This window comes from Rhodopseudomonas telluris (assembly GCF_042432815.1).
In the GTDB taxonomy this organism is placed as follows: Bacteria; Pseudomonadota; Alphaproteobacteria; order Rhizobiales; family Xanthobacteraceae; genus Rhodopseudomonas; species Rhodopseudomonas telluris.
On sequence record NZ_JBHLWM010000012.1, the window covers coordinates 31,253 to 43,374 of the forward strand.

At 58.8% G+C, this 12,122-nt stretch carries 10 protein-coding genes and 1 tRNA gene; 3 read left to right on the forward strand and 8 right to left on the reverse strand.

Annotated elements, in window-relative coordinates:
* Positions 1–3 precede the first annotated feature (3 nt).
* The gene (locus ACFFJ6_RS24005) at positions 4–960 is read left to right on the forward strand and encodes an ABC transporter permease (RefSeq protein ID WP_378392684.1); all 957 of its coding nucleotides are present in this window, start codon (positions 4–6) and stop codon (positions 958–960) included.
* 30 nt (positions 961–990) lie between these two features.
* Positions 991–1,743: an alpha/beta hydrolase gene (locus tag ACFFJ6_RS24010; RefSeq protein WP_378392686.1), complete on the forward strand. Its 753-nt coding sequence runs from the start codon at positions 991–993 to the stop codon at positions 1,741–1,743.
* Positions 1,744–1,889: 146 nt separating this feature from the next.
* Here the strand turns inward: ACFFJ6_RS24010 and ACFFJ6_RS24015 are convergent.
* The 8 genes from ACFFJ6_RS24015 to ACFFJ6_RS24050 all read right to left on the reverse strand — a co-directional run bounded on the left by ACFFJ6_RS24015 (position 1,890) and on the right by ACFFJ6_RS24050 (position 10,557).
* Positions 1,890–1,963, reverse strand: a tRNA-Gln gene (locus ACFFJ6_RS24015).
* 111 nt (positions 1,964–2,074) lie between these two features.
* The gene (locus tag ACFFJ6_RS24020) at positions 2,075–3,253 is read right to left on the reverse strand and encodes a hypothetical protein (protein WP_378392688.1); all 1,179 of its coding nucleotides are present in this window, start codon (positions 3,251–3,253) and stop codon (positions 2,075–2,077) included.
* Between the two features lie 294 nt (positions 3,254–3,547).
* Positions 3,548–3,808: a hypothetical protein gene (locus ACFFJ6_RS24025; protein WP_378392690.1), complete on the reverse strand. Its 261-nt coding sequence runs from the start codon at positions 3,806–3,808 to the stop codon at positions 3,548–3,550.
* Positions 3,809–3,816: 8 nt separating this feature from the next.
* Positions 3,817–4,197, reverse strand: coding sequence for a hypothetical protein (locus tag ACFFJ6_RS24030; RefSeq protein WP_378392692.1), 381 nt, complete (start codon positions 4,195–4,197; stop codon positions 3,817–3,819).
* Positions 4,198–4,957: 760 nt separating this feature from the next.
* A complete protein-coding gene (locus ACFFJ6_RS24035) occupies positions 4,958–5,920 on the reverse strand; it encodes an LvrA C-terminal domain-related protein (RefSeq protein ID WP_378392694.1) in 963 nt (320 codons plus the stop codon).
* Between the two features lie 98 nt (positions 5,921–6,018).
* Positions 6,019–6,192 carry a ribbon-helix-helix protein, CopG family gene (locus ACFFJ6_RS24040; protein WP_378392696.1) on the reverse strand — a complete coding sequence of 58 codons (174 nt, stop codon included), beginning with the start codon at positions 6,190–6,192 and terminating at the stop codon, positions 6,019–6,021.
* 399 nt (positions 6,193–6,591) lie between these two features.
* Positions 6,592–6,897 (reverse strand): hypothetical protein, encoded by a 306-nt coding sequence (locus ACFFJ6_RS24045; protein ID WP_378392698.1) that lies wholly within the window; start codon positions 6,895–6,897, stop codon positions 6,592–6,594.
* Between the two features lie 168 nt (positions 6,898–7,065).
* A complete protein-coding gene (locus tag ACFFJ6_RS24050) occupies positions 7,066–10,557 on the reverse strand; it encodes a phage tail tape measure protein (RefSeq protein ID WP_378392700.1) in 3,492 nt (1,163 codons plus the stop codon).
* A 593-nt stretch (positions 10,558–11,150) separates the two neighbouring features.
* On the opposite strand from ACFFJ6_RS24050, the gene ACFFJ6_RS24055 reads away from it, so the two are divergent.
* Positions 11,151–11,852, forward strand: a complete 702-nt coding sequence (locus ACFFJ6_RS24055) for a recombinase family protein (protein ID WP_378392702.1) — start codon at positions 11,151–11,153, stop codon at positions 11,850–11,852.
* Positions 11,853–12,122 lie beyond the last annotated feature (270 nt).

Genomic DNA, 12,122 nt, shown 5'->3' on the forward strand with positions numbered 1-12,122 from the left:
ACGGTGGCTGACGCGCGCGAATCTCGTCCGGCGGTTTCGCCATGGCGCTGGATCGCCGGCCTGCCGCCGGCCTATCCGCTGCTCGCCCTGTTGCTGGGCATCGCGTACTTCACCCATCCGCATCTGCTGTCGCCGTTATTCCTGATGCTGATGCTGCGGCAGGCGGCGCCGCTCGGGCTGGCGACGATCGGACAGAGTCTTGTCATCCGCTGCCGCTCGATCGACCTGTCCTCCGCCGGCATCATGGCCGTGACGAGCTATATCCTGACCAGCGGCACAGTGCCGGTGCCGCCGCTCGCCGCGATCGCGCTGTGTGTCGTGGTCGGTCTGCTGATCGGTTTCGTCAACGGCGTCATCATCACGGTCCGCAGGGCTTCGGCCGTGATCGTGACGCTGGCGATGTCGATCATCCTGACCGGCGTGGTGATTGCGTTCAGTCAGTTTCGTGCGCCCGGCGACGTGCCGCAGATCCTGCGCGACGTCGTCACCAGTCGGATCGGCGGCATTCCCGTGGCGCCGATCCTGTGGATCCTGGCGCTGTTCCCGCTGTACTACGTCGACCGCTTCACCGTGTTCGGCCGCTATGTCCGCGCGGTCGGCTCCAATCCGCTCGCGGCGGAGATGTCCGGCATCCCGCACGCCCGCATCGTGCTCGCCGCCCACACGGTGTCCGGGCTGTTCTCGGTGCTGAGCTGCTTTTTCCTGCTCGGCTTCGTCGGCGTCGGCACCGTCAATATCGGGCAGGATCTCGCCCTTAACTCGCTGTCGGCGTCAATCCTCGGCGGCATCAATTTCGGCGCCGGCAAAGGTGGCGTATGGGGGCCGGCCGCCGCCGCCTTCATGCTGACCTTCCTGTTCAACTTCCTCACCAGCTTCGGGCTCGGCGAGCCCGGCAAGCTGATGCTGCAGGGATTGATCGTGATCGTCGCGGCGATCGCGTATTCGAAGCGTCAGACCTGAACAAACACACACTACGAGTTGGAGATTGAGATGAGTGATGCGGTGCTGCCCGGAGCGGAAGCGTTTTCCTTCGATGGAGGCAAGGTCGGCGTTTTGGTCGTGCATGGCTTCACCGGTAGCCCCCAGAGCATGCGCTATCTTGGCGAGCGGCTCGGAGAGCACGGCTACACGGTGCTCGGTCCGCGGTTGCCGGGCCACGGCGTCTCGCCCGCGGCGATGGCGAAGACCACCGCGGCCGACTGGGTCGGCGCTGCCGAAGACGCGCTGCTCGAAATCTCGGCGAAATGCGACAAGGTATTCGTCGCCGGGCTGTCGATGGGCGGCACGCTGTCGCTGTATCTCGCCGCGATGCATCCGGACAAGGTCGCCGGTGTGATCCCGATCAACGCGGCGGCTCAGATCGAGTCTCCAGACATGGCGTCGATCGCTTATGCGCGGAATATGCCAGACACCATCCCGGGCATCGGCTCCGACATGATGGATACGGCTACCAAGGAGCTGGCCTATCCGGAGGTGCCGGTTGTCTGCATGAAGCACGCGATCGGCCTGGCCGCGACCGCCCGCGCGTTGCTGTCCCGCATCAAGTGCCCGACCTTCGTGATCAACTCGCGGGTCGACCACGTGCTGTCGCCCAACAACGCCAACGTCATCGCCAACAATGTCGGCTCCGACCGCGTCGAACTGCTATGGCTCAACCGCTCCTACCACGTCGCCACGATCGACCACGACAAGGACCTGATCGCCGAGGAGGTACATGCCTTTGTGCAGCGGAATTGCAGGTAGGTCGGGGCGAAAAGTCAGCAGAGAAGCGCCCTTACAGCCGCGGCGAGCGGGGCCGATGCTTGCCACGGGTGCTCAATGCGGAAGCGCGGCGATCCGAAGCTCGGTCATGAGGCTGGGACAAACCGCGTCTTAAAGGCGCCGCGAGCTGGCTGGGGAACCTGGATTCGAACCAAGACAAACAGAGTCAGAGTCTGTTGTGCTACCGTTACACCATTCCCCACCGAAGCGCTTGATATCTCAGCGCTTTTTGAGAAAGTTTTGCAATGGCTCCGTAGAGTTTTGCAAATCAGCCTCGGTGTGCCGCTGATATAGCGGCGACTTCGTTCGCGGTCTAGTCCTTGTTGTGGACGACTTTCAGCTTCCTTTGGCCTTCCGCCGCCATCTTCATCTGATCCCGGAACCGCATGTAATGCTCGACGTTCTGGCGCGACATTCCGATGTCGTTGGCGATTTGGTCGACGTTGAAGCCTTGCTCGGATCGGGCGAGGATGCCGGTGCCGCGGAGACCATGGATCGTCGGGTGGTCTGCATCTTCGGGATCAATATCCCAATCATACTTTCGCACTTGCACGGCAACCCATTCCTTCCACCGTTGGCACAGGGTGCGTCCCTCTTCTGTATCCGACAGCCAACGCCCCCAGCGGGCTCGGAGGCCGTCTGGGGTGTAGGGGGCTCCCTTAGGGCTGTAGAGATATAGATCGTCCCGGTGACGCTCTATGGGCTGGAGCCACCGCGAATTGGTGAAGGTCAGGGGTGTTTCGACCCACCGGTCGATCTCGAAACAATCCGCCGTCGCGAGCGGGATGAAGAAGGCCCGGCGTCGTTTACGGGTCTTTTGGGGACGACACCACAGGCCGCTGTCGCTTCGGTGCTCCGGCCCCATCCGAACCATGTCGCTGCCGCGCTGGCAGGTCATAACCCCAAGCTTCACCATACGACGGAGGTCCGGCCAAGCATGCGATTGAGCATATTCGATAGCCCATAGTGGCCATGGCACATGGCCCCGGTCGGGAATGTCGAGATCTCTGACCTTGTCGAACGGGTTGAGCTGGGCGAGCCCAAGCGGAATGGCCCAGTCCCAGACGGTCCGGCCGACGGCCAACATTTGGTTGGCCATGACCGGCGTTTCCTTCATGAGGTCGCGAGCAGTCTGTACTGCCACCGCGGGAAGGGCCTTCGCTTTGACCAGTCCCCATGCGTCCCGGTTCTCAAAACGTCGCATGTGGACTTCGTAATTCGACCGGGTGCTTTGGGAGAGCTGCTTGAACTCTTCGCTGTCGCGATATCGAGCGATTAGGTCGCCGACGGTCCCAGGCGGGCAAGCTGTGGGGACCACCTTCTGCAGTCGATCGATCTCCGTCCAGAAAGCTCTCGGGTAAAGCTCGGGATTAGGGAGTTTTACCCGATCGCCTTGCTTCGCGGTGTTTCGGCCGGGATTCCAATAGTGGTAGATGTAGGACTTGCCGCTCTTTCGGACGACGACCCTCTCGACACCTTCAGGCAGCTCCACGGCGCCTACTGTTCGCTTTCGTGCCAAAGAACGCAGCTCCCTTTATTGCCGCTTCGTCATCGTCGTTGGCTGCCACCAGTATAGGCGGAGTGCCGGACAATTTGCGATCCACATCAACCCATCGCCAACGCGGCGACCCTTCAGGGAAGCCATCGCAGGGGGCAGGGAGCCGGCCGTCTTTGACCCACTGATCCCAAGTGGCGGGTGAGATCGAAAGCTCCGCCGCCCCGGTCATCCGGTCGACATAGGCGGGGGTACGATCACCCCTTAGGTGTAAGTCTTTCTTTCGCTCGGTCATTGCGGACCAATGACCTCGTTTTCAATCGCCGCCAGCCGGGCTCTGGCTGCGTCGAGGGTCTTGGTCTCCACCACAACGCGGCGGGCTCGTTCCAGTGCTTCCTCTGCGGCCTCTACGTCCGCTTTGGCCTGGGCGAGGCGATTCTGCCGGTCGCGTTCCAGAAGGTGACGAGCGCGCTCGGTGATGACGGCGGCGGGAAGCTGCGCGACCAGCTCTGCAGTCGATCGCACGCTTGCAGTGCGAGAATAGATGGGCATGTTGGATCTCACTTCTTCCGATTGTCTTCGATCTCACTCATGAATTCTGCGGTCAGACCGGCTTTGGTCCGGCGCACAGCCTCCCAGTCAGACGGCAGCGCTCGCGGTTTCCGTGAGGCGGCAACTTCGGCGGCCATCCGCTCGGTCAAGTTTCTGCCGTGCGGTGGTAGCGAAGCTTGCGACAGGTCAGCGAAATCCTCTGGCGCTTCGGCGCGAAGCGATCGGGCGAGGTCGGCCGGGCTGATGGCCCCCAGGTTCGGCAGGGTAAACATCCCGTTGGTGAGGGTGGCACCCGCCAGCACGACACCTGCGCGCCGCATTGCGCTCGCGGTAGGAGCGTAGCCCATGCGTCGGCATGCACTTACGAACGTGTCTTCAACGTCCTGCATCGCTCACCTCCCGGCGCAGCTTGGAGATCATCGCAGCCCGGAGCCAAGCCGACCGGTTGGGCGCTGAGGGATCAAGATCGCGCGCGGCATCATCGATCCGCTCTAGGAGCAGTTCGGGAACCAGAATCGAGATACACCGCATCGGACTCGATGTGAGGTCAGTAAAGTTAAGGGGCGAGGGCTTGGTCATGATGGTCCTTTGACTTCAGAAACGAAAAAAGCCCGCGTGGCGGTGGCCAGCGGGCATTGGTTTGCGATCAGTATTTCGAGAAATGAAAATGGCGCCACTGTGGGCGCCAACTATCTTCCGGTATGTAACTCCGGCAATCTACGAGGTATTATGCGCGCATACCTGCGAAAAGTCAAGAGTGAGGGAGTGACTAGCCGAGGTGACAGGCGTCTGAAGGAAATATTCGGATCTTTATGCGTATAGAAAGTCGGCGTCGGCGGCGTTGACCTGTACCTTCCTCTCGTCGCTGTCCACTCTTTCGAGGCGCCTTAATGCCAATCCAAGCGCCTGTGCTCCAACATATGCTTCACGACGAGAGAGCCCGGCGCTTCTTCAGGACGGAGGGTCACAAAGAAGGCTTCGGGATCTGGCTTAAACCCGCTGCCAGGGTCGCAGCAGGCACGTGGAGTTTGAAGCCGCGGCCCATATCGTTCTTGGGGGCGCTGGTGCGACTTGAATTCAGCGCCTGAGGTTAGGAACCTGCCGACGCAAAATCTCATCCACAGCCGTCCTAACCGCGTTGGCGATACCTCAGATCGCGTACTTCATCCTTGACCGGTAATCTTTCATGAGATCGATCTTTTGTTTCTGCTTTGGACGATCCTCCCAACGTCCCTGATCTAACCACGTCGAAGGCATGCACCATTCTCGGAAGTCGTCCTTGTTCACGTAGAGCCTCAGTCCCTCCATCAGATCGGCAAATTCCACGCTGCCGGCCTCCGAGACCTTGTTGAAGCTGGCTTCAGCGATCTTCTTTGCCGTCTTGTTTGGAAACAAGTCCCAGAACTGATCCCACGCGTTATCCGGCCAATACTCCGCCCGATCTCGTTGCTGTGGTGAGTTCTCTTGTGTGTATTCTTTTGAGGTGTGTTGAAGGGGGGTGTCCTGAGAAGAGTCGGGTGGCATGGTGTCACTGTCTCGCTGCGTGGATGTCACCTTTAAGCGCATCGATGTCACCCTTTGCCGGGCGTCGATGTCACCCTTTCGCTGCGCGGATGCCACCTTTCGTGCTGCCTCGGAGTCCTCCATGTCACCGTCGTCCGGTGCAGGCGCGACCGCTCCGAATTTGTTCCAGTCCTTGAGCCAGTACCGATTGACAGCCGATCGTCCGCCCTTGCCGTCTCCCATGACTGTCAGCCAGATCTTACGCGTCTCTCTTACCTCCATCGTTTTCTGATCGATGATCTCGCCGGTCCTCAGTTCGCGCAACACGCGCTTCACCGATCGCTCATCACGCTTGCCGACTTCCTTGGCGATGGCTTTGACACCCAAGTAGGCGTAGCCGAACATTTCAGGATTTTTGCCGAAGCCTTCATTTGTCTTATCGATGAGGAGTATGAGAACCAGTTTCTGCAGGTCGGACAGGGTCTGATCGCGCATGACTGCTCTCGTAAACTTCCATTTGGCGCCGGGCGTGATCTTGATATCGATGCCGTCTGGCGACTTGATCACTGCCTCATGGTTGTCGTTGTGATGCTTGTATTTCTTGAACATCTGCGTTATTATTTCCATGTCTGAGATGTGGAAACGGGCCCGGCGTTCGCAGCGCCGGGATTTCTATTAGAACGTGCCAATTGCTTTCTGCTTGTGGATCATCTCCGCGCTGGTGGCCGCGCCAGATATGCGGCGATTGCCTGCCTCACGAACTCCGCGCGGCTCAGCCGGAGCTGCAAGCGGGCTTCATCGATTTGCGCTAGCATCTGGCGGGCGACATTCAAGCCGACATATGGCCGGGTCGAGTCGGCGTCATAGAAAAATCGAGCCATTGGTTTCCTTATTTTGGATGACGATGAGCCCAATCCGCTCGCCTCAGCGGGGGGGCTTTGTCCAGATGGGGCGCTTGCCAAATAATGCAAACATTTGCCTAGGCTGCCGTTAGATTAGCTTGCTTAGAGTGTATCAGCCGGGGCCGATGTGGCTGGATTGCGCTCTGGAGACTTGAATCGAGTCATTGATCGCTTCATTCGAATTGAGTCAGACGTTGAACTGCTGCCGGTTTGATCGACACTGAGGTTGGGTGTTTCGTGAGGTGGCTCATGCGGCGGCCAGGCCGACGCTAGCCGTCGGCATCTGACGACTGCAAGCTGGCGCTGTGAATAGGCGGATCTCTCGTGATGATGACGCCGTTTGGCGGAAAAGCGAGAGGTTGCGATTTGCGAGTGTGGCTATGTCGATGCGTTGTCGTTTGATGGCCTGATTGACTCTGAAGAGGTGTCGATCTCCACGAAGCTCCAGCTCCATTTTTCACGGTTGCACTTCAGAAGAAGTGCGCTGGCATTCCCAGTGTTGTTATTCTTGACGCAGTTCTTGCTAGATCGAGTGAGTGCTGCGTCGCTGAAAGTGCCCTGATCCAGTAGCGTCATTAGTAATTCGCTGGCATGCTCTGCGATGGATGCCGTTGTGTCATCGTGATGCACGCGGCTTAAATAATATAGCAGGGTTTCGATAAGAGATTCGATCGGGTGAGCCATCCGTGTCTCGCTTGTTTGCGTGATCTGCCGTCGTCCGATGATACAGCGCCGCTGTCCGCATTGGAATTTGCATTCGTGCGAAGTGATTTTGAGGGAAATTGCAAACAAACAAGAATTTGCTTTCAGGCGAATAGACAAAGAGTGGGCCGCTCGAAAGCGGCCCGTTGGTCATGTGTACTCAGACGCCGTGTCGTGAGTTCGCCAGTTGTTGGCTTCTTCGATGTGACGCTGCACCAGAGCCGCGAGCGACTCCGGATCGTGGTTCGATCCGTTGATGTTGATGCTGACGGGGTTTGTGCCGCCGTTCAGTCCAAGGCTCGCGTCTCCGCGGATCGCGCTTTGCGTTGGGACATTCTTGACGACGTCCTTGGGAGGAACAGCGCCGGCAGGACCATTCTTGTCCTTCCACGGCTGGGTGCCGTTCCACTCGAAGTGCATCGCATCCTTGACCGACTTCCAGTCGCCGCCCCACGACAGGCCGTACTTGGCCGCGAGGTCGCGGACGTTCTGGGGCATGTCAGTGACAAGACCGCCTCTGGTGAAGGGGTTTTGATCACGATTAATGTCGATCGCATTGCCGTAGGCGTGCTGAGAGAGCCCTCCGCCGCCACGCTTATTGCGATAGCTGTGCCCGCCGAAGTCTTTGATCTTGTAGCCGGAGCTCTCCAGCTCGTTGACGAACCCTTGGAAGGACTCTGCCGCGGCGGCATGAACCCATGCCTTCTTGCCGGACGGGGTCGTGATCTGAACGAGGTTCTGTCCAGGCGCTCCATACTGGCCATTCATGAAATTGGCCTTGCCACGCAACCCCAGTCGATCAGCTAGACCGGCATCAACATGGGACGAAATTGTTGGACCTGTGCCGAGCTCATTCTTGAAGCGCTTCACACCGGCCGGCCAGTTACCATTTAGGCCGTTCGGGTCGTTTGCGGCACCGAGAGGTGCATAGAGTCTGCCCATCGTATCAATGTTGCCGCCGGCCTTCCTGAAGTTTTTGGCGACGACTTCAGCTGTTCGATTAATCCCCGAATTCAGATCTACGAACTGCTGCTTTCGCGCATATCCGGTGGCTGGATCCATGACGCCACCGGGATTGTTTCCACTAACGGCGCGACCTCGCCCCGTTTCGTGAGCGATCACACCTGCCAGTAGCGACGGGTCGATACCGTTGGATTTCGCCGCCTCGACAATCTGGTCATACTTCCCGGCGAGCGCCGTGCCGGAGAACACGCGATCGTAAGCTGCTCTATTTAGTTCACCGACGACGCCACCCGCCCCAGCAAAGGACGGAAGCTTGTCGCGCTTGATTACTCCGGCGGAGGCGACGCCGAATTTCGGCAGTCGTTTGCCTGAGGCACTGCGTAGGAGATGCGATGGTGTGCCGAGATCTGCACCGGAGTAGAGCGTGCGATTGCCGATGCTGGCTGGACCGACCGGATAGTCGCCATATCCAGCGCCTCTCAGCGCGGCATTATGAAAAAGCTCTCGGTTTAGGCCACCGATCGGATCGATAAATGCAGCCTTTCTGAAAGCTTCTCCAGCACGACGGCCTTCGCGGACCAACGATTGAGCCTCCGGCTTCACCTTGTCGCCGTTGTGCGGTTCGTCCCAGCTGCCTGTTGCACCGGCACGCTTGCCCTCGCTGAGTGGAGGAAGGCCGGCCCATGCGCGCAACTTGTTGATGATCTGGAAGACCAAGGACTTGATTGAGTCAACCAGCGTCACGAACGCGGCAAAGATCCTGTCAGAAATGTAGTCCAGCGATTTCTTGATGGCGAAGGCCAATCCCAGAATCCCGACGACAATCAAACCAATCGGGCTTTGGCCAAGAGCCTTCAGAGCGACCCCGAATGCCATAATCGACACAGCAAGGATGTTGATGCTGGACGCGATGGCGGAAATGATCGGGCTCAGTACAGCGAGCGCGATAAACAGGCTCGCTAGTCTCGCGGTGGTCTTGCCAAGCGATCTCGCGTCGTCGGAACCGCCGATGGCATTGGCCGCGAGCTTAAAAGCGTCCTTGATCGTTGCGATGGCTTCTCGGATGCCTTCGGCGAAGCCGGTAGCGAAGGCCTTCCATTTCGCAACTGGGCCGGCGTCGAGCTGATCGGCTACGGTGTTGACCAGATCGGCCCAACTTTTCAGTTCAAATCCATCGCGAAGGCCTTCAAGGAGAGCGGAGAAGTGTTTTTTGATCGTCTCGAAGTTGAAGCGTTCCGCCAGCGCGATGATGGCTTCTGTCACTTGATCAAACGCAACTTCAAAGCCCGCGCCGATCTTCTCCCAGATTAACCGGAGAGCCGCTTGGATGGAGGCCCAACGTCCAGCCATCGACCGGATCTTCTGCAGAAAAGTCTTGTCGAGAAAGTCGGGCTTGCTGTTGATCTCTTGCAACACTTCCTTGAGCTTGTTTCGACCGAGCACCATCGTCAGCAGTTCGTCCATCCACTCCCGGCCACCGATTTGCTTTGCAACGCGGGTTCGCGCCGCTTCAGGCAATTTGGCTAAACGGTCCAGCATCTGCTGAATTGCGGACACCGGATCTGCGCGCATGGTCTTACTCATCGCAGAGCGGCTACCGAATCCGAGCGCGCTTGCTGCTCCGCCCAAATCTTTGGCCTGCTGACCGTGAGCCGACTCGGCGCCCGCAATCTGAGAGGTCAAAAACGAGAGGAACGTCCCGGCCTTGAAGGGTTGAACGCCGAGCGAAATGTTCGTGGCGTTGATCGCCGCCAATTGCTCCGGAGTCATCTTTGTTGAGGCCAGCGACGAGAGCGACCGGCGCATGGCCTCGACGATCTCGGAACCATCTGCTGCTGTCGCATTGTTTGCCACCGCGACGGCATTCAGGACCTCGCTGAAGCGAGTCTGATTCCACGGCATCTGTGTGGAGAGACGACCAAGAAGCTTGGCGACGTCGGCCGATGGAATATCCAGACCAGCTTGCGCCTTCAGAGCAAGATCTCCGAACTCACCGGCATATTGTTTCGCAATGCCAGCCTTTAGGCCTTCCGTAGCGGCGTCGAGCGCCTTTGACGTTCCGGTGCCGAACTTGATGCCGGCGCGATCGGCCCAGCTCGTGCGAAGTTCGGCGGTTTCACCCTTGCTCAAATCGCCGAAGATCTGGCTGCGCACTTCCGCCGCTTCGGTGTCAATGCGCTTTTTGATGACGCTTGCGATTCCCGCACCGGCGACCGCTCCACCGACAACGATCGATCGCACCGATGGGATTGGGAGGCGGGCATTACCTAGAGCCGGACGGCGCAGAGCAGAGTTCAATCGAGATGCTCGACGTTCAACAGCCGCCGTGCGCTCCAGTTGTTGACGGTAGTCCGCTTCCATCCTTCCGAGCGAGTTATAGAGACGGCGAGCGTCGTTCAGCCTGGACTCCGTCGCCTTCCTCCAGTCGCTCGCATATGATCGGCTAAAGGATCTTGTGGTCCATGCGAAGTCCCGCATGTTCGCGGTTGCTGCTTTGGTCGTGCGGTCGAATCCCTCCATTGAGGCAACACCGGACTTTCCAAAGTTGTTGAAGGTTGTGTTGAAGCGCTTAGCTGCAGACTCGATTTTTCGAAGGTTCTTCAGGACGCGTTCCAAGACCGGCGACATGTCATCGGTCGCCGTCAGTGTCGCGCGTAGTTGCAAGTTGTCGTCAGCCATGGAGTAATAGGCCTTTTTGTTGGTTGCTCTGAATTGGCGCTTTGTTGAGGTGGCGCCGTTTGTTCGAAGGGGGTGGGTAGGGAAAAGAGAGGCAGGTAAATGCCTCTTTTGTTGATGCGATTTCGGACCGGCTGGCCCGGGTACCTGCCCCTATGTCTCAAAAAAATTCGAGATGCCGGTGCGCGAGCTCGTGACGAGCACCAACGACGCGCTGTCGGACCTTCGCTTCCGTTCGCAGGGACGGACGATGGTGATCAGCGTGGTGATGCTGGAGTAGACAGAGCAGGGAGGCGGGCCGCTGGCAGGCTCGTTGATCGCGGCCACTCACGGCGATCGGCGATCCATCGACCACTATGTCGATAATGACGGTGAGGTCGGCCATCCGAGGCACTGGGCAAGCAGCGCCAGATCCTGGCTGCGCCGGACGATCTCAGCCGTCGGTTCGTCTACGTTACAAGAAGCCTCGCTGTTGGAAGCGAAGCAATCACCGGCCCGATACCGAGCATTGGGAGTAAGATTGCTGTTGACGATGCAAACTCGGGCGATTTACATTCTAGTCAACGAACATTGATTAGAATGTAAATGGATTGGGCATGTCAACTTCAAGCAAGTGGGTTGCCTACTATCGTGTCTCCACAGACAAGCAGGGCAAGAGCGGGCTGGGCTTAGAGGCTCAGCGCACGGCGGTGGCCGCCTTTCTCAACGGCGGCGACTGGCAACTGGTGCGGGAGTTCACGGAAATTGAAAGCGGCAAGCGCGACGACCGCCCTCAGTTGCAGGCCGCGCTTGATGCTTGTCGACTTTTCGGGGCTAAGCTGGTCATTGCGAAGCTAGACCGGCTTTCGCGAGATGCGCATTTTCTTTTAGGTCTGCAGAAAGCCGGGGTGGAGTTTGTTGCTGCCGACATGCCTAACGCGAACCAGTTGACCATTGGCATCATGGCGATGGTGGCGGAAGAGGAGCGGCGTGCCATTTCGGCCCGTACGAAGGCAGCTCTGCACGCCGCTAAGGCTCGTGGCGTGAGACTCGGTGGGCATCGAGCTGATCGATCCGGCAATCCTGTCACGCTGTCGAACGAGGCGATCGCGCTGGGTCGAGCTGCCATCGCGCGGCGTGTAAATGCCAAGGTCTCCGACATGGCGACCATCATCCGAGAGCTTCAGGCTACCGGCATCACGTCACTAACCGGCATAGCCGCTGCCCTAAACCAGCAAGGCGTCCCGACGCCTCGCGCTGCCGGTCAGTGGAAAGCTGTTCAAGTGCGACGAGTGCTAGACCGCCTCGAAGAATCCTAAAGCGACCTCCGGGCGCCCGGCGAACAATGTGTGAAGCTTTGGCAGACGGCCAGCCTCGCCGGTCAATCATGGATCGCTGAGAAAGCTGCTACACTTGTTCGTTGATTAATTGGATCGACTCAATTTTTCGCCGTATATGCCGAATTTGAAAGCAGGGATCATCGCAGTATGGCGGGTCAAAAGCAGAAAGATCGTTTCATCCAGACATTGCGGACCCTTGGCGGCTCGGCAGGGAATGGAAAGCTGCGCGAAGCGCTTGGCTGGGCTGAA

Excerpts from the sequence above, each read along its gene's own strand:
- ACFFJ6_RS24040 (WP_378392696.1), bottom strand. The coding sequence starts at position 6,192 with ATGGCTCGATTTTTCTATGACGCCGACTCGACCCGGCCATATGTCGGC.
- ACFFJ6_RS24010 (WP_378392686.1), top strand. The coding sequence starts at position 991 with ATGAGTGATGCGGTGCTGCCCGGAGCGGAAGCGTTTTCCTTCGATGGA.
- ACFFJ6_RS24030 (WP_378392692.1), bottom strand. The coding sequence starts at position 4,197 with ATGCAGGACGTTGAAGACACGTTCGTAAGTGCATGCCGACGCATGGGC.
- ACFFJ6_RS24035 (WP_378392694.1), bottom strand. The coding sequence starts at position 5,920 with ATGTTCAAGAAATACAAGCATCACAACGACAACCATGAGGCAGTGATC.
- ACFFJ6_RS24045 (WP_378392698.1), bottom strand. The coding sequence starts at position 6,897 with ATGGCTCACCCGATCGAATCTCTTATCGAAACCCTGCTATATTATTTA.
- ACFFJ6_RS24055 (WP_378392702.1), top strand. The coding sequence starts at position 11,151 with ATGTCAACTTCAAGCAAGTGGGTTGCCTACTATCGTGTCTCCACAGAC.
- ACFFJ6_RS24025 (WP_378392690.1), bottom strand. The coding sequence starts at position 3,808 with ATGCCCATCTATTCTCGCACTGCAAGCGTGCGATCGACTGCAGAGCTG.
- ACFFJ6_RS24050 (WP_378392700.1), bottom strand. The coding sequence starts at position 10,557 with ATGGCTGACGACAACTTGCAACTACGCGCGACACTGACGGCGACCGAT.